This window comes from Bacillus subtilis subsp. subtilis str. 168 (assembly GCF_000009045.1).
Classification (GTDB): domain Bacteria; phylum Bacillota; class Bacilli; order Bacillales; family Bacillaceae; genus Bacillus; species Bacillus subtilis.
This window is the reverse complement of sequence record NC_000964.3, coordinates 2,451,435-2,468,547: the sequence shown is the minus strand read 5'-3', so window position 1 is coordinate 2,468,547 and position 17,113 is coordinate 2,451,435. Positions and strand designations below refer to the sequence as shown.

Genomic DNA, 17,113 nt, shown 5'->3' with positions numbered 1-17,113 from the left:
ATGTGCATCATATTGAACTGTATGTCTCTGATTTGGAGGCGTCTAGGCGGTTTTGGGGCTGGTTCTTAAAAGAACTTGGTTATAAAGAGTATCAAAAATGGAGCTCAGGCATCAGCTGGAAGAAAGATCGTTTTTACCTAGTGATTGTGCAGGCGAAAGAGCCATTTCTAGAGCCGGAATACCATAGATGCCGAGTCGGTCTGAACCATCTCGCATTTCATGCTGAATCCAAGCTTCAAGTCGATCAGATGACTGAAAAATTGACGGCAAAAGGCTATCGTGTGTTGTACCGAGACAGGCATCCTTTTGCCGGAGGAGACGGGCATTATGCAGTCTTTTGTGAGGATCCAGACCGGATTAAGGTAGAGCTCGTTGCCCCAAGCTGTTAATCGTGATCTTCGGACAGGCTGTTCAGCTTTTTCTCAATGCGATCCAGCTGCGCTTTTCGGTTTTTCGCATACTTGAAGCCTGTAACAGCCGCAAAGACGACAGCGGCAAATATAATAAATACAAACAGCTGAAACATCACATCACCTATATTCATGTTCTTCACCTCATGTTTGCGGGAGAGATTCATTCTCTTCCGTTTTTTATTTAAAGCGGCTTTTCCAGACGGGAACGGTGTTTTGTGGTCTCCATTTTCATTTGCCGATAGGCGAACGCTAAAAATGGCAGGCCGAGCAGGGTAATGCCGCTCAGGACAGAAAAAATATAAATCGGCCGGCCAGCGCCAAACAGGTCTATACATATCCCCCCGACCCAAGGGCCGATGACGTTTCCGAGCTGTGAAAAACCGATTGCCCCGAAATAAGTGCCTTTTAATCCTGGTTTTGCAATCTGGTCTACATACAAATCCATCATAGAGAATAAAAGCACTTCGCCGATTGTAAATGTGATGACAATCATCACAATTGATGGAACACCGTGTGATACGGTGAAAATGGCCATGCTGATGCTAACCATCACATTACCGAGCATCAGAGAACAAAGCGGCGAAAACCGTTTTGCAAAATGGACAATGGGAAATTGCGTCGCCAACACAACGATTGCGTTTAATGTCAGCATCAGCCCATACAGCTTCGTTCCATTGCCGATCAAGGGGTTCTGCGCCATATACTGAGGGAATGTGGAACTGAATTGTGAGTAGCCGAAGGTGCATAGCGTAATGCCGACCAAAGCAATGGTAAAAAGATAATCCTTTTGCGTGACCATAAACGCTTCCCGCACGCTCATATTTCGGGACTGGGCTGGTGCTGATAAGGATGGATGTTTTTTAAATTGGAGGGCAAGCACAATTCCGTATAGTCCGTAAATGACTGCAGGCACCAAAAAGGGCGTAGTCGATTGCGATGAGCCGAAATATAGGCCAAGCACAGGTCCGAAGACAACGCCGATATTAATAGCCGCATAGCGTAAATTAAAAACTAGCAGTCTCGTTTTTTCTTCTGTCATATCAGACAACAAGGCCTTTGAAGCGGGCTCAAACAGTGATTTGCAAAGACCGTTTAATGCGTTTACTACAAAAAACACCCAGAGATTAGATGCTGCCGCAAAGCCTGCAAATACCAGCATCCATCCGAAAATCGATACAAGCATCATGTTTTTTCTGCCGAATTTATCTGAGATATATCCGCCGTAAAAGCTTGCGAGGATGCCGACTGATGAGCTCGCGGCGATGACCAGCCCTGCATAGGAAGCTGATGCGCCTTGGACGGCTGTCAAATAAATCGCTAAAAAAGGAATGCTCATCGATGTTGCCATTCTGCCGAAAATGGTTCCGATTATAATTGTCCAGCTGATCGGGTGGATATCTTTCCATTTCTTCATGAATTATATTCTCTCCTGTATGTATGATCTTTCTCTATCATATATGAAAAAATTTCCTTCTCCAATAGATCGTTCAAAATATTTCGTTATTGACATGTAGTATGCCTGATTGTATGGATGGCAATATACTATGCGTTGAGGATGCGTGTGGCTGACGGAGTTTACATCTTGAAAGAAGGAAAATGACGGGATGTCCGATGAAAAGCAAAGCGATTGGTCAGTGAGGGTGTGTTAGTTTAAGCCGCCAGAACGTGGATCATATCGGCAGTGAAACCGGCTATGAGATCAAGATGTACGCTGAAAACCGGCATGGACCGCATGACAGAACAAGAGAGCACATCTCTTCGAAAAAGTGTATACGCGTGATCATGGACAGCTTATTCCGTTTTGCGCGAGCATTGAGGGGAATTTTACGCCAGGCCATATGAATCTATGGAGCGTGAGAAAATCCTGCTTTTTTTCTGTAAGCCTGAGACTGTTTATTTGTTTCAGGCGGTGTTTTCAAAGGGAAGCCGCATCAGCGGCTGAAAGAACTGACAGTCATGCGTTTAAGAGAACAGGCCTTGGTTTGTGACATAGTCATAAATGATATCTTCTATATGCGCATGCAAATCCTCATCTGGTTCTTCATTCCGTCTCTCTTGTAGAGCCGCTTTCAGGCTTTGTTTTTCATACGGGCTTAACGGATCTATAGCAACGTTTCTGCCGTATTGCCGCAATGCCTGTCCCAGCATTTTTTCGACAAATTTCTCCATCATGACTCTCCTATCCTTATGCTTCGCTTTTATTCTACTAAATGTTTTTCTTCTCTCAAACCCTTGGATCATATTTTCTGTCAGACAAGAATCATTTACCAGTATAAAACGAACATACTTTCGCATATAATGAAAAGCGAACATAAGTTCTTTTTAGAGGTGTGTATGATGAAAGAAAAAGTGATTTTTCTCGTTGACATGCAATCGTTTTATGCATCTGTAGAGAAAGCGGAAAATCCACATTTGAAAAATAGGCCCGTCATTGTTTCGGGTGACCCTGAAAAAAGGGGCGGAGTCGTATTGGCTGCCTGCCCGCTGGCGAAACAAAAGGGTGTGGTGAATGCTTCACGGCTGTGGGAGGCGCAGGAAAAGTGTCCTGAGGCTGTTGTGCTCCGGCCGCGTATGCAGCGGTATATTGATGTATCACTGCAAATTACGGCCATTCTCGAGGAGTATACAGACCTTGTGGAGCCGTATTCCATCGATGAACAGTTCATGGACATTACAGGCAGCCAGAAGCTGTTTGGGACGCCGATGGAGATCGCGAAAAGCATTCAGGGCAGAATCATGCGGGAGATCGGCGTTTATGCACGGGTCGGAATCGGCCCTAACAAAGCGCTGGCCAAAATTGCGTGTGACAATTTTGCCAAAAAGAATAAGAACGGTATTTTTACCTTAACGAAAGAAAATATGAAAACCGAAATGTGGCCGCTCCCGGTGGGCAGCATGTTTGGCGTCGGGAGCCGCATGAAGCATCATTTAAATCGAATGGGCATCAGCACGATCGGCGGGCTCGCGGCTTTTCCGCTCGATCTTTTAAAAAAGAAATGGGGCATTAACGGCCACGTGCTGTGGATGACGGCAAACGGAATCGACTATTCCCCTGTGTCAACTTCGTCTCTGGACGGGCAAAAGGCGATAGGTCATGGAATGACTCTCCCGAGAGACTACGAACACTTTGACAAAGAAATCAAGGTCGTATTGCTTGAGCTGAGTGAAGAGGTGTGCAGGCGAAGCCGAAACGCCGGGGTCATGGGGCAGACAGTGTCAGTGAGCTGCCGGGGTGCTGATTTTGATTGGCCGACGGGCTTCAACCGGCAAGTGAAGCTGGCAGAGCCGACTAATTCTACGCAGGATGTATATGAGGCTGTACGACGGCTGTTTCTTACATTTTGGGACGGGAAACCCGTCCGCCGCCTCGGTGTCAATCTGTCTCAGCTCTCATCTGATGACATATGGCAGCTCAATTTATTTCAGGATTATGCAAAGAAAATGAGCCTAGGCTATGTGATGGATGGCATTAAAAATCGATTCGGCGATACAGCAATCATCAGGGCGGCGTCACTGACAGCGGCAGGCCAGGCATTTGAACGTGCGGCTAAAATAGGGGGGCATTATAAATGAACGACCATTTAAAAAGGGGCAACCTGCTGTGGGAAGGGAGCAGGATGTTTCTGCCGGAACATAAGCAAAGCCTGCTGGAGAGAAAGCGACTTAAACAGAAGCTGCAAAAGCCGATCCTTGACCCCGATAAGCTGGAAGAGATGAATCAAACGCTTTGCGCCGCGATGGAGTTTGCTCAGGATATCACTGTCAGCTGCTTTCAGGACGGTGAGATTGTCTGCTGCACCGGGAAAATCTGCCGGTATGAAGAGTTTGAAAAAGCAGTATGGATAAAAGGAGACGAGGATCAGCTTTATAAGCTGAAACTTGATCAAGTGCTTGATATTGTGCTGTAAAGTCTCTCCTCCTGTTTGGGGGAGAAATAGGCGTAAAATGATCAAACATTGTTCCCTCGGCAGTCTGGAAACGTATGATACAGGAAAGAAGGCATTTACAATTCCAGCCAGGCAAAATATAATTTTTATATTGTGAGAAAAAGAGCTGACATTCGTTTTGCCAGACGGAGGGAGATCAAATCGTAATGGATATTCGAACAATCACGTCTTCAGATTATGAAATGGTAACGTCTGTACTGAATGAATGGTGGGGCGGCAGACAGCTGAAAGAAAAATTGCCGAGACTATTTTTTGAGCATTTTCAGGACACAAGCTTTATTACATCCGAACATAACAGCATGACGGGATTTTTAATCGGATTTCAATCGCAATCCGATCCTGAAACGGCGTACATTCATTTTTCCGGTGTGCATCCGGATTTCAGAAAAATGCAAATTGGGAAACAATTGTATGATGTATTTATCGAAACAGTAAAACAAAGGGGCTGCACCCGGGTGAAGTGTGTCACTTCACCTGTGAATAAGGTATCAATCGCATATCACACAAAATTGGGGTTTGATATTGAAAAGGGCACCAAAACGGTAAATGGCATCTCAGTGTTTGCAAACTATGATGGCCCGGGCCAAGACAGGGTACTATTTGTCAAAAACATATGAGGGGGAAATATGATGGATTTTTTATCAAAAACACCTGAGCCTCCTTACTATGCAGTCATTTTTTCTTCTGTCAAAAGCGAAAATGACACAGGATATGGAGAAACAGCGGAGCGGATGGTATCACTTGCGGCGGATCAGCCTGGATTTTTAGGCGTGGAAAGCGTACGTGAAGCGGATGGAAGGGGCATCACAGTTTCCTATTGGGACAGTATGGACGCAATTAACCATTGGAGGCATCACACTGAACATCAAGCAGCAAAAGAAAAAGGAAGAAGCGTTTGGTACGAGTCGTATGCAGTCCGCGTCGCAAAAGTCGACAGACAGCGGCTGTTTCAGGAGAACACGAATGATTGAATTTCTCCAGCATAAGGAAGCCACTATAGCGCGTGAGATTTTAGCCGTACAGATCCCCGCCTACATAAAGGAAACAGAGATTATCGGTTTTGACGGTATTCCCGCTTTACAAGAGAAGGTAAAGGATATTCAAGCATCCCATGAACGGTTTGCGGGATATCGGAAAAACGGCAAGCTGATCGGTGTCATTTCATATGAGAAAAACATGCATTATCTCACCATTTGCAGGCTTGTTGTGCATCCTGACGGTTTCAGAAAAGGAATTGGACGAGCGCTTCTGCAATTTGTCATTGATCATAATGAAGACGCTGAGAAAATCGAAGTAGTCACAGCCGAGAACAATACCCCGGCTGTGTCACTCTATACACAGGCCGGATTCCAAAAGGCAGAAACCGTCAAAGCAGCGCAGGGTCTATTGCTGTCGGTCTTTCATTTGTATCCGAAAAGAAAAGTTGAGATCATTCTCTACAACGAAAAATGGGCAGAATGTTTCGATGAAGAAAAAGAACGGCTGAAACTTGTGTTCGGGCCGGAGATTATCGCTATTCATCACATCGGAAGCACATCAATACCTAACATGGCAGCGAAGCCAATCATTGATATGTTAATTGAAGTCAGAAGCATTGAAGCCGTGAGCCAATTTGATGAACAAATGAAGGCCAACGGCTATACACCAAAAGGTGAGAACGGTATAGCGGGCAGGCGTTATTTCCAAAAGGGCGGAAATAAACGCACTCATCATGTCCATATGTACGAACAGGGAAACCCTGCTATTGAAAGGCATCTGTTATTCAGAGATTATCTCAGAGCTCATCCAAACATAGCGAAAGAATACGCCGTTCTCAAAAAACAGCTGGCGGCCCAGCACCCTGACAGCATCAATCAGTATATACAAGGGAAAGATGAGTGGATCAAGACTGCAGAAGAAAATGCGAAGCGGTGGAAAAAAGGCAGAAACAATGCGAATGGCAGTATTGTATGCTACAATAGCGAAAATGATGAAAACGGGGGTTTCACCTTATGAACATACATGTGACAGATGCAGCAAAACAGGCACTGCAGCAGGCGTTTGACGCCAACCCGGGAAAAAAAGCCCAGCTTCGTTACGATGCAGAAGGATGCGGCTGCGCGGTAAGCGGTGTCCCGACAATCTGGCTGGCAGAAGAATTAACGGGACAGTGCGAGCAGCTGGAAACGAACGGCATTCCGCTGTATATCCAATCGTCGCAAAAAGTGTTTTTTGACGATCAAATGACGATCGATTACAATGAAAAAGCCAAAACATTGGCGCTGAAAAGCCCGGCTGAAATGCTCAGCCCCAGAATGAGCATATTAGTAAAGTAGGAGACGCGAAACGTGGAACAAAAGCTGAAGGCAATGAAGAACACAGCACAAAATAAAACGTGGGTATCCTTCCTGAATCAAAACCATCCTTATACCTTGCTTCACTGGTCAATCGGAGGAGCAGAGTCCATCAAGAAAGATGTCTGGCTATTGCAGGATGAAATGACCTTCGAGACGCAGGAGTTTACAACGATAGATCTTGCGATTGAATGGATCAGAGAAAATATGGATGGCATTACCGACGTTCTGTAACATAAAAAAGCGAAAGAGCCGAAGAGGCCTTTCGCTTTTTTATTCTGTTGAATCATTCATGTTGTCTAAAAACTCCTGCACTGTTTTTCGGTACGTATGCCGATTTTTGGTATATGACATGGCGTGTTCACCGTTCTCGGCAATGTACAGCGCTTTCGGACCGCGTTTCTTTTCATAAAGCCGCTCGGTTGAAGAAACAGGAATGTAGTCATCATCCTTACTGTGAATAAAGAGGACCGGCTTTTCAATTTTATCAATGACAGCAAGCGGAGATACTTCACGTGCGCGATAGCCTCCCCTCAGCTTCAAAAAGAAGTCGGCGATAGGAAGCAGGGGCCAAGACGGGAGCCTGTATTCCGCTCTCAGCCGATAGGCAAGCTGTTCATCAAAACATGCGAACGGACAATCGGCAATATAAAAATCAGCGCCATCGCTGCAGTGTGCACCAGCATAAAGCAGGGCGGTCACGGCCCCCATCGACTCACCATGAATTCCGATCAATCCGCGATGATTTGTTTTGTTTTTGAGCAAGCTGACAACCTTATTGAGATCATCCTTTTCGTAAAACCCGTAGCTGGTCGTCTTTCCGCCGCTTTGGCCATGCCGGCGATGGTCATAAATGAGCACATTCCAGCCGAGATCTAGAAATAAATGCATATACTTAAGAGAATTCAGTACATTCATCGTCACCCCGTGGCAGATGATGATGGTATTTGGTGTGTCATGCGGTGCGACATGGTATCCTTTTATGTCGTACCCGTAAGCGGAGGGTATCACAAAAGCGGTTTTCTCCATTTGTTCAAATGATTCAAACACATCATGTCCGTTGTCTGTCTCTCTTTTGATAATGTCTTCATCCGTTTTTTTCTTGATGAATAGAATCATATGTGAAAAAACAATTCCGATTGCGATGACAGCTGTTACGAGCGCGCCAATGGCCAAAAGGATTTTCTTCAAAAGTCACAGCACCTTTCAACGAAATATATAGGCAATTCGTGTTTAAGATCATTATACCTAAACACTGCTACGCTGAGAAAGTGATCAGAAGAGAGTCTGCTTGTTCAGTTTATATGCTCCGTGATAAACTGGCTTCAAAACAAAACATGGGGGAAGTCTGCATGAAAAAACAAAAATCCATTGACAAACACCAGCTAAAAGACGGCCTTCAATCCGATATCAAAGCAAAGCTTATGGAGATGAAGAGCCAATTGAAGGAAGAGGATGAAAAGAGGCAGAAAAGAGAAAAAGCAGAACAGATTAGAAAGAAAAAAGAGATCGAAAAAAATAAGAGCTTTGAAGAACTCCTAAATGAAAGCCAAATGGATTGGCATCAATATAAATAAACCAGCACCCGTACAGGTGCTGGTTTTTCTGCTATGAGCGATGAGCTTTGTAAATGTCTTGTTTCGTATGAGATTGGAGCGCTTTGATTTCCTCTTCGGTTAAACGCCGTGCATTTGCTGCCTGAATATTTTCCCGTAACTGCTCAATCTTACTGGCGCCTGTAATCACTGAAGCGACAGCCGGCTGTGCTAGCAGATACTGCAGCGACTTTTCTGTCATGGAAAGATCGGGAGCCACTTCCTCCATTGCCTTACGGGCATTTGTCAGTTCCTCGAATGAATAGGACAAGTACCCGTTTTGTTTCATACTTTCTGAAGCTTGATCAAGCGGTTTTTCAGTTAAGAGCCCTTTGGCAACAGGACCTCTGGCGACTACGCTGATTTGATGTTCCTCTAAAAGCGGGAGCCATTCCTCAGGGCGTCTGTCAAACAGGCTGAATTGCATCATAATGCTGACGATGTTTGATTTTTTTACATATTCTTTAATCACATTCGGGCGGATGGAAGAAATGCCGTAGTAGCGGATGACACCTTCTTGTTTTAATTCCTCAAACGCTTCAATCGTTTCATCAATGTTGTCCTCTATCGTGCCGCCGTGGAGCTGATAAAGGTCGATATAATCTGTTTTCAGACGTGTAAGGCTCTTTTTTACCGCCTCTTTTATGTAAGCTTTTGAAGGGTCCCAATACCAGCCCTCGCTTCCGTCATCCCAACGGTTTCCCGCTTTTGTTGCCAGAATAATATCATGGCGTCTGTTTTGGATCGCATCACCGACAATTTCTTCATTGCGTCCCCGGTCATACAAATCCGCTGTGTCCAAATAGTTGATGCCAAGCTCGATCGCTTCATCCAGAATGGACAATGCTTTGTTTTTTTCAGTTCCAAGAGACATACAGCCGAGTCCGACTTCGCTAATGTCTAAATCAGATGTACCCAATTTGCGCTTTCTCATGTGCACACTCCTTTTTTAGGCTTTGTATTGACCGTAATATAAAGGAGCTAAAGTTTCAACTTTTATGGCTTTGAGATCCAATCTTTCACATATTGAAATGTGCGTCCATACTCTTTTAACTTCGCTCGAATTTCCCATGCTTTTCCGACTAAGACAACACCTTTTGGCATGCGGTGCACTTTCACGAAGAAGCCCCCTTTTGCTCTAGTATGATAAAATGTATGGGGCATCATATAGAGACAGAACGGGAGATGAAGAAATGAAATCATTAGAAGAAAAAACAATTGCCAAAGAACAGATTTTTTCGGGTAAAGTCATTGATCTTTATGTCGAGGATGTAGAGCTGCCAAACGGCAAAGCCAGTAAACGTGAAATTGTGAAACACCCTGGAGCTGTAGCGGTACTAGCCGTCACAGATGAAGGGAAAATCATCATGGTCAAACAATTCCGTAAGCCGCTTGAGCGGACGATCGTTGAAATTCCGGCCGGTAAGCTTGAAAAAGGTGAGGAGCCGGAGTATACGGCACTTCGGGAACTTGAAGAGGAAACCGGTTATACAGCAAAAAAACTGACAAAAATAACTGCGTTTTATACATCACCCGGATTTGCAGATGAAATCGTTCACGTTTTTCTTGCTGAGGAGCTTTCTGTGCTTGAAGAAAAACGGGAGCTTGATGAGGACGAGTTTGTTGAAGTGATGGAGGTGACGCTTGAAGATGCGCTAAAGCTGGTTGAATCGCGTGAAGTATATGATGCTAAAACAGCCTACGCGATTCAGTATCTTCAGCTGAAAGAAGCGCTCCAAGCACAAAAATGAAAAAGATTTACGCGGATTTGCACATTCATATCGGCCGGACCTTTACAGGAAGGGCTGTCAAAATAACAGGCGCCAAAACATTAACGCTGGACAGAATTTTGGTTGAAGCCAGTGAACATAAAGGAATTGAACTCCTCGGCATTATCGACTGTCATTCTCCGGAAGTCATTCTAGAGCTTGAGGAAGGCATTTCATCTGGAAAATATCGCGAGCTTGACGGGGGAGGAATCCGTTATCGCAGCACGACTCTTTTATTGGGGAGCGAGCTGGAGATTTATGATGAAGCCTGCAGCGGACCGATCCATGTGCTCGTATTTATGCCGACGCTGGCTGATATGAAACAGTTTTCAAACTGGCTGTCAGCCCGGCTGAAAAATATTCATTTAAGCTCGCAGCGGATTTATGAAACGGGCTTAAACCTGCAAAAAAAAGTGCAGGATATGGGCGGCCTGTTTATCCCCGCCCATATCTTTACGCCGCATAAAAGCTTATATGGAAAAGGGGTTAAATCAAGCTTAACTGAGGTTTTTGATCCATCTATGATAGACGCGGTGGAGCTTGGATTAAGCTGTGATACAGACATGGCATCACACGTATCGCAATTGAATCCGTATCCTTTTTTAACAAATTCTGATGCGCATTCGTTGGGGAAAATCGGCAGAGAATATAATGAATTATATGTGCAGTCAGCTGATTTTACTGAATTTGCTCTTGCATTAAAGGGACAAGATGACAGGAAAATTATCGCAAATTATGGCTTGGACCCGTTATTGGGGAAATATTATCAGACGGCTTGCGAAGCGTGCGGAGAGCCTGCTGTAAGCGGGGAAACAGCGTGCGCGAATTGCGGAAAAGCCAGATTTACCAAGGGAGTCAGCGATAGATTGCGTGAATTGAGTGATCAGCTTGAAGTTCGCGTCCCGCGTCCGCGATATGTACATCAGATCCCGCTGCAATTTGTTCCGGGTGTAGGCCCGAAAACGCTGGACAAACTAAAAAAAGCCTTCGGAACAGAAATGGCTGTTCTTCATGAGGCTGCAGAAGAAGATTTGGCTCGCGTTGTCCCGCCGAAAACCGCGGCGCTTATCGTAAAAGCGAGATCCGGAAAACTGGAATTGAAAGCCGGAGGAGGAGGAACCTACGGTAAAATTAAACCGTGAGCTAAAGATTAACTCAGTTCCTCCTGTACTTTTCTTTTTGTGCGTATAAAGGTAATCAGCTGGATGATTTCATCTTCACTCAGCGGCTGGCCATCAACAGAAATGGTAAAGTCGAGGCTGCTCCACGTGGCCAATTCTATGGCCTGAGGAGCAGTCTGCTTTTGTTTCTCGCGGCCTAAAAGTTCATCGCAGGTTGTGTCAAAGAGGTCAGCCAGCATGGCAAGCGCTTCAAGTGAAGGCCGTCGGTAGCCTGACTCGTAGCCGGCATATGTGCTTTTTGCGATACCGAGAAGGTCAGCTGTATATTGAAGCGACCAATTTTTCTTTTTTCTCAATTCAGTTAAACGATCTAGATTCATGAACTTCCGCTCCTTTTTCACCTTGAGCTGATTATATCATATAGGTATTAGGAAGTGTACGCGAATTGAATAATAATGTCTTGCGTATTTTATTTTCCGTGTCTATAATTGCATTAAAAGTATGCGAAAAGCGAATACCTTCTCGCAACCCATCTTTAGATACAGTGAAGAGGTGCATGGTATGAAAAAATTATTGATGTTGACAACTGGGGGAACGATTGCTTCAGTTGAAGGGGAAAATGGGCTGGCTCCCGGAGTCAAGGCTGATGAATTATTAAGTTACGTATCAAAACTTGATAACGATTACACAATGGAAACTCAGTCGCTTATGAATATAGACAGCACCAATATGCAGCCTGAATACTGGGTGGAAATAGCAGAAGCCGTTAAGGAAAATTATGATGCCTATGACGGGTTTGTTATTACTCACGGTACAGATACAATGGCCTATACATCTGCCGCACTATCGTATATGCTGCAGCATGCCAAAAAGCCGATTGTCATCACCGGCTCGCAGATTCCGATCACGTTCCAAAAAACCGATGCCAAAAAAAATATTACAGATGCCATTCGATTTGCCTGTGAAGGCGTGGGCGGCGTTTATGTTGTGTTTGACGGCAGAGTCATTCAGGGAACGCGTGCGATCAAATTAAGAACGAAAAGCTACGACGCATTTGAAAGCATCAATTACCCATATATCGCTTTTATCAATGAAGACGGGATCGAATACAACAAACAAGTAACGGAACCTGAGAACGACACCTTCACAGTTGACACTTCACTATGCACAGATGTATGTCTGCTGAAGCTGCATCCAGGCTTAAAGCCCGAAATGTTTGATGCCCTGAAAAGCATGTACAAAGGAATTGTCATTGAGAGTTATGGCAGCGGAGGAGTGCCGTTTGAAGGCAGAGACATTTTGTCAAAAGTGAATGAACTGATCGAAAGCGGCATTGTCGTCGTCATTACGACTCAATGTCTTGAAGAAGGCGAAGACATGAGCATTTACGAGGTTGGCCGCAGAGTCAACCAAGACTTAATTATCCGATCAAGAAATATGAACACAGAAGCAATTGTGCCAAAATTGATGTGGGCGCTAGGTCAGTCTTCGGATCTTCCTGTCGTCAAGAGAATTATGGAAACGCCGATAGCTGATGACGTTGTCCTGTAAAATGTAAAAACGATAACCAGCAAAGAGAAAGAAGGTTAAAGATTATGTTAAACGGCCAAAAAGAATATCGCGTGGAAAAAGACTTCCTTGGGGAAAAACAAATTGAAGCAGATGTTTATTACGGAATTCAGACGCTCCGTGCTTCTGAAAATTTTCCGATCACAGGATACAAAATCCATGAGGAAATGATTAACGCACTGGCGATTGTGAAAAAAGCTGCGGCTCTTGCCAACATGGACGTGAAACGGCTGTATGAAGGAATTGGCCAAGCTATCGTACAAGCCGCTGACGAGATTCTGGAAGGCAAGTGGCACGATCAGTTTATCGTCGATCCGATTCAGGGCGGTGCCGGAACTTCTATGAACATGAACGCGAATGAGGTTATCGGAAACCGGGCGCTTGAAATCATGGGACATAAAAAGGGAGATTATATCCATTTAAGTCCAAACACACATGTGAACATGTCACAGTCTACGAACGATGTGTTCCCGACTGCTATCCATATTTCCACATTGAAGCTCTTAGAAAAACTGCTGAAAACAATGGAAGATATGCATAGTGTGTTTAAGCAAAAAGCACAGGAGTTTGACTCTGTTATTAAAATGGGCCGGACACACCTTCAAGATGCGGTTCCGATCCGTCTTGGCCAGGAATTCGAAGCTTACAGCCGTGTTCTCGAGCGTGATATCAAACGAATCAAGCAATCGCGCCAGCACCTGTATGAAGTCAACATGGGCGCAACTGCTGTTGGTACAGGGCTGAACGCTGATCCTGAATATATCAAACAGGTAGTAAAGCACCTTGCTGATATTAGCGGGCTTCCTCTTGTCGGCGCTGATCATCTTGTTGATGCGACACAAAATACAGATGCCTATACAGAGGTATCAGCTTCATTAAAAGTCTGCATGATGAACATGTCGAAGATCGCAAACGACCTGCGCTTAATGGCGTCGGGACCGCGCGCCGGACTTGCGGAAATTTCTCTGCCTGCACGTCAGCCGGGTTCATCTATTATGCCGGGGAAAGTCAATCCGGTTATGGCGGAGCTGATCAACCAAATTGCGTTCCAGGTTATCGGAAATGACAATACAATCTGCCTTGCTTCAGAAGCCGGCCAGCTTGAGTTGAACGTCATGGAGCCCGTGCTTGTCTTTAATTTGCTTCAATCCATCAGCATCATGAACAACGGCTTCCGTTCGTTCACTGACAACTGCTTAAAAGGCATTGAAGCCAACGAAAAGCGTATGAAGCAATACGTAGAAAAAAGCGCAGGCGTGATCACAGCTGTCAATCCGCATCTTGGGTATGAAGCGGCAGCTAGAATTGCCAGGGAAGCAATTATGACAGGGCAATCTGTCCGGGATCTTTGTCTGCAGCATGATGTGCTGACTGAAGAAGAATTGGATATTATTTTAAACCCATATGAGATGACCAAACCAGGTATCGCAGGGAAAGAACTATTAGAAAAATAAAATTTGTATAAAATACAGCTTATTCATCTCCGAATAGTCGGATGAATAAGCTGTTTACAACATAGGGATGAGGAAGTATAGTATACGTGTTGCACTATATATTGAAAGCGTTTTAGCTTTTACATGAAGGGGGACTTCTTTTGAAGGATGTAAGATTGCCAACACTATTTGAAATTATTATTGTACTAGGAGTATTTTTAGCACTTGTTCTATCGTTTACAGTCTTTCTCGACTTGCCGATACAGCTGGCGCTTTTTGTTTCATGGTTTATTGCAATGCTTTTAGGTATTAGACTCGGTTATTCTTATAAAGATTTACAAAATGCGATTGTACATGGGATATCAAATGGCCTTGAAGCCGTACTGATTCTCGTTTCAGTTGGGGCGCTCATCGGAACATGGATTGCCGGAGGCGTTGTGCCGACTTTGATTTATTACGGACTGGAATTTATTCACCCAAGTATCTTTTTACTGGCAACGTTAATTATTTGTTCCATTATGTCTGTGGCAACAGGAACGTCATGGGGAACAGTCGGAACTGCCGGCATTGCCATGATCGCAATTGGAGAGGGGTTAGGCATTCCGCTTCCTCTAGTAGCGGGAGCTATTCTTTCAGGTGCTTATTTTGGGGACAAGCTGTCTCCGCTGTCTGACAGTACAGTTCTAGCTTCTTCACTATCAAAAGTCGATGTATTGGCTCACGTGAGAGCAATGCTTTATTTATCAATACCTGCTTATGTCATTACAGCTATACTCTTTACAGTTGTTGGATTTATGTACGGCGGGAAAAATATTGATCTTGATAAAGTTGAATTCTTAAAATCATCTTTGCAAAACACGTTTGACATTCATATTTGGATGCTGATCCCGGCAGTTCTCGTCATAGTCTTATTGGCGATGAAAAAGCCATCTATGCCAGTTATCGTAATTGGCGCTTTACTCGGTGCAATCTGGGCTGTTGTTTTCCAAGGAATGGATATTGCCCATGCGATTGCAACTGCGTACAACGGCTTCTCTATTAAAACGGATGTTGAATTTTTGAACGGCTTGTTAAACCGCGGTGGAATTGTCGGTATGCTTGATTCTCTCGTCGTCATCATCTTTGGCCTTGGTTTTGGCGGTCTGCTTGAGAAACTCGGCGTGTTAAAAGTCATTGTTTCAACGTTTGAAAAGAAATTAACTTCAGCCGGCAATGTCACATTGTCTACACTGATCGTAGCGTTTTTAGCAAACATCTTCGGCTGTGCGATGTATGTATCTCTTATTTTGACTCCGAAAATTATGGAAGACAGCTATGATCGCTTACATCTGGACAGAAGAGTGTTATCACGTAACTCAGAGGTCGGGGGAACATTGACTTCGGGGATGGTTCCTTGGTCTGATAATGGGATTTACATGGCTGGTATTTTAGGTGTTTCTACCTTCTCTTATCTGCCGTTTATGTGGCTCAGTTTTGTAGCAATAGGTCTTGCAATTATCTATGGTTATACAGGAAAATTTATATGGTATACGAAAAACAATACAGTTAAAGCCGAAAAACTAGGCTAATAGGGGAGGATCACTGAATGATAGCGAAACACATGATTCGGACACTGATGATCGAAACGCCTTCGGTTCCCGGAAATCTTGGAAGGGTGGCTACGGCCATCGGCCTTCTGGGCGGGGATATTGGTGAAGTGGAGACGGTAAAAGTCGGACCCAATTACACAATGCGGAATATTACCGTTCAAGTGGAGAATGAAGAACAGCTTCAGGAAGTGATCGCGGCTGTACAGGCCCTCGGAGAAGGGATCAGGCTTCACACCGTATCTGATGAAGTCCTGTCCGCACATGAAGGCGGAAAAATCCAAATGAAAAGCAAAATGCCGATCCGTTCACTGGCAGAGCTGGGACGTGTCTACACACCAGGTGTTGCGGACGTGTGCCGACTGATCGAAAAAGAACCTGAAAAAGCTTCTATTTATACAACGATCAGCAATTCTGTTGCAATTGTAACGGATGGAACCGCAATTTTAGGCCTTGGGAATATCGGCTCTGTGGCTGGCATGCCTGTCATGGAAGGAAAGGCTGCTTTATTTGATCAGCTGGCGGGTATTAGCGGCATTCCGATACTGCTTGATACGAGTGATCCTGAAGAAATCATCAAAACAGTAAAACATATTTCTCCGGGCTTTAGCGGCATCCTTCTTGAGGATATCGGTTCGCCGCATTGTTTTGAAATCGAGGATCGCCTAAAAGAGGAGCTGAACATCCCTGTTATGCACGATGACCAGCATGGTACAGCTGTAGTGACGCTGGCAGCTGCCATTTCGGCATGCAGGAGTGCGGGGGTTGACCTGAAGGAAGCGAAAGTGGGGCAAATCGGCCTTGGCGCAGCAGGCGTGGCCATCTGCCGGATGTTCATGGCTTATGGTGTGAATGCTGTATACGGAACAGACAAATCAGAGTCAGCAATGAACCGTCTCGAACAATACGGCGGACAGGCAGTTTCCAGTATTGAGGAGCTTATGGAAACATGTGATATTGTCATTGCTACAACGGGCGTTCCGGGTTTAATAAAACCGGCATTTGTACGTTCTGGTCAAGTGATTCTGGCTTTATCGAATCCGAAGCCGGAAATTGAGCCGGAGGCCGCACTGCAGGCTGGCGCCGCATATGCAGCTGACGGGCGTTCTGTTAATAATGTACTCGGTTTTCCAGGGATTTTTAGAGGAGCGCTTAACGCAAAAAGCACGGAGATTAATCATGATATGCTTGTCGCAGCAGCAGAGGCCATCGCAGCTTGCACTAAACAAGGTGATGTTGTCCCTCAGCCGCTTGATTCAAAAGTCCATCATGCGGTAGCAGCAGCTGTCGAGCATGCAGCTCTTACAGCAGTGAAATAAATGTAGCTAAACAGCACCTGTCGTAGCA

General features: G+C 44.8%; 22 protein-coding genes. 15 read left to right on the top strand and 7 right to left on the bottom strand.

All coding sequences use genetic code 11. The features are described from left to right. Positions 1-2: 2 nt before the first annotated feature. Complete coding sequence (gene yqjT / locus BSU_23750) at positions 3-389, top strand: putative lyase (protein ID NP_390256.1); 387 nt, start codon at positions 3-5, stop codon at positions 387-389. On the opposite strand, the gene yqjU is transcribed toward yqjT, so the two are convergent. From yqjU to yqzH, 3 genes are all read right to left on the bottom strand, one after another. Then, complete coding sequence (gene yqjU / locus BSU_23740) at positions 386-748, bottom strand: hypothetical protein (RefSeq protein NP_390255.2); 363 nt, start codon at positions 746-748, stop codon at positions 386-388. The genes yqjT and yqjU overlap by 4 nt on opposite strands. Next, positions 595-1,827, bottom strand: coding sequence for a putative efflux transporter (gene yqjV / locus BSU_23730; protein NP_390254.2), 1,233 nt, complete (start codon positions 1,825-1,827; stop codon positions 595-597). Before yqjV ends, yqjU begins: the two co-directional genes overlap by 154 nt. Before the next feature lie 548 nt (positions 1,828-2,375). Further along, on the bottom strand, positions 2,376-2,582 hold the full coding sequence (yqzH, locus tag BSU_23720) for a hypothetical protein (RefSeq protein NP_390253.1): 207 nt from the start codon (positions 2,580-2,582) through the stop codon (positions 2,376-2,378). 165 nt (positions 2,583-2,747) lie between these two features. Between yqzH and polYB the strand changes: the two genes are divergently transcribed. The 7 genes from polYB (at position 2,748) to yqkC (ending at position 6,927) form a co-directional block, all read left to right on the top strand. After that, complete coding sequence (polYB, locus tag BSU_23710; protein ID NP_390252.1) at positions 2,748-3,986, top strand: Y family DNA polymerase V bypassing lesions during replication; 1,239 nt, start codon at positions 2,748-2,750, stop codon at positions 3,984-3,986. Next, a complete protein-coding gene (gene yqjX, locus BSU_23700) occupies positions 3,983-4,321 on the top strand; it encodes a hypothetical protein (protein ID NP_390251.1) in 339 nt (112 codons plus the stop codon). Before polYB ends, yqjX begins: the two co-directional genes overlap by 4 nt. 185 nt (positions 4,322-4,506) lie before the next feature. After that, a complete protein-coding gene (gene yqjY / locus BSU_23690; protein NP_390250.1) occupies positions 4,507-4,977 on the top strand; it encodes a putative N-acetyltransferase in 471 nt (156 codons plus the stop codon). A gap of 9 nt (positions 4,978-4,986) precedes the next feature. Continuing rightward, positions 4,987-5,331 carry a putative degradation enzyme (oxygenase) gene (gene yqjZ, locus BSU_23680; protein ID NP_390249.1) on the top strand — a complete coding sequence of 115 codons (345 nt, stop codon included), beginning with the start codon at positions 4,987-4,989 and terminating at the stop codon, positions 5,329-5,331. Then, a complete protein-coding gene (yqkA, locus tag BSU_23670; RefSeq protein ID NP_390248.1) occupies positions 5,324-6,355 on the top strand; it encodes a hypothetical protein in 1,032 nt (343 codons plus the stop codon). Before yqjZ ends, yqkA begins: the two co-directional genes overlap by 8 nt. Next, on the top strand, positions 6,352-6,675 hold the full coding sequence (gene yqkB, locus BSU_23660) for a hypothetical protein (protein NP_390247.1): 324 nt from the start codon (positions 6,352-6,354) through the stop codon (positions 6,673-6,675). The genes yqkA and yqkB overlap by 4 nt, the downstream gene beginning before the upstream one ends. 12 nt (positions 6,676-6,687) lie before the next feature. After that, positions 6,688-6,927 (top strand): hypothetical protein, encoded by a 240-nt coding sequence (gene yqkC / locus BSU_23650; protein NP_390246.1) that lies wholly within the window; start codon positions 6,688-6,690, stop codon positions 6,925-6,927. Between the two features lie 39 nt (positions 6,928-6,966). On the opposite strand, the gene yqkD is transcribed toward yqkC, so the two are convergent. Beyond that, positions 6,967-7,884: a putative hydrolase gene (yqkD, locus tag BSU_23640; RefSeq protein NP_390245.1), complete on the bottom strand. Its 918-nt coding sequence runs from the start codon at positions 7,882-7,884 to the stop codon at positions 6,967-6,969. A gap of 161 nt (positions 7,885-8,045) precedes the next feature. Between yqkD and yqkE the strand changes: the two genes are divergently transcribed. Continuing rightward, entirely contained in the window at positions 8,046-8,270 is a 225-nt protein-coding gene (gene yqkE, locus BSU_23630) for a hypothetical protein (protein NP_390244.1), read from the top strand. A 31-nt stretch (positions 8,271-8,301) separates the two neighbouring features. Here yqkE and yqkF read toward each other — a convergent pair whose 3' ends face one another. Both yqkF and mciZ read right to left on the bottom strand, forming a co-directional pair. Continuing rightward, positions 8,302-9,222, bottom strand: a complete 921-nt coding sequence (gene yqkF, locus BSU_23620; RefSeq protein ID NP_390243.1) for an NADPH-dependent aldo-keto reductase (acts on 4-hydroxy-2,3-trans-nonenal) — start codon at positions 9,220-9,222, stop codon at positions 8,302-8,304. A gap of 62 nt (positions 9,223-9,284) precedes the next feature. Continuing rightward, positions 9,285-9,407, bottom strand: a complete 123-nt coding sequence (gene mciZ, locus BSU_23616; protein ID YP_009513976.1) for a cell division inhibitor — start codon at positions 9,405-9,407, stop codon at positions 9,285-9,287. 74 nt (positions 9,408-9,481) lie between these two features. On the opposite strand from mciZ, the gene nudF reads away from it, so the two are divergent. Then, entirely contained in the window at positions 9,482-10,039 is a 558-nt protein-coding gene (gene nudF / locus BSU_23610) for an isopentenyl pyrophosphate and dimethylallyl pyrophosphate diphosphatase (moonlighting ADP-ribose pyrophosphatase) (protein ID NP_390242.1), read from the top strand. Beyond that, positions 10,036-11,199, top strand: coding sequence for a putative nucleotide binding protein (yqxK, locus tag BSU_23600; protein NP_390241.2), 1,164 nt, complete (start codon positions 10,036-10,038; stop codon positions 11,197-11,199). Before nudF ends, yqxK begins: the two co-directional genes overlap by 4 nt. 8 nt (positions 11,200-11,207) lie before the next feature. On the opposite strand, the gene ansR is transcribed toward yqxK, so the two are convergent. After that, positions 11,208-11,558, bottom strand: a complete 351-nt coding sequence (ansR, locus tag BSU_23590) for a transcriptional regulator of ansAB (Xre family) (RefSeq protein NP_390240.1) — start codon at positions 11,556-11,558, stop codon at positions 11,208-11,210. A 181-nt stretch (positions 11,559-11,739) separates the two neighbouring features. Here ansR and ansA point away from each other — a divergent pair, with 181 nt between their 5' ends. The 4 genes from ansA to mleA all read left to right on the top strand — a co-directional run bounded on the left by ansA (position 11,740) and on the right by mleA (position 17,085). Continuing rightward, positions 11,740-12,729 carry an exported L-asparaginase gene (gene ansA / locus BSU_23580; RefSeq protein NP_390239.1) on the top strand — a complete coding sequence of 330 codons (990 nt, stop codon included), beginning with the start codon at positions 11,740-11,742 and terminating at the stop codon, positions 12,727-12,729. Between the two features lie 44 nt (positions 12,730-12,773). Then, on the top strand, positions 12,774-14,201 hold the full coding sequence (gene ansB, locus BSU_23570) for an L-aspartase (aspartate ammonia lyase) (protein NP_390238.2): 1,428 nt from the start codon (positions 12,774-12,776) through the stop codon (positions 14,199-14,201). 140 nt (positions 14,202-14,341) lie between these two features. After that, positions 14,342-15,748, top strand: coding sequence for a malate-H+/Na+-lactate antiporter (mleN, locus tag BSU_23560; protein ID NP_390237.1), 1,407 nt, complete (start codon positions 14,342-14,344; stop codon positions 15,746-15,748). Between the two features lie 17 nt (positions 15,749-15,765). After that, positions 15,766-17,085 carry a catabolic NAD-dependent malic enzyme (conversion of malate into pyruvate) gene (gene mleA / locus BSU_23550; protein NP_390236.1) on the top strand — a complete coding sequence of 440 codons (1,320 nt, stop codon included), beginning with the start codon at positions 15,766-15,768 and terminating at the stop codon, positions 17,083-17,085. Positions 17,086-17,113 lie beyond the last annotated feature (28 nt).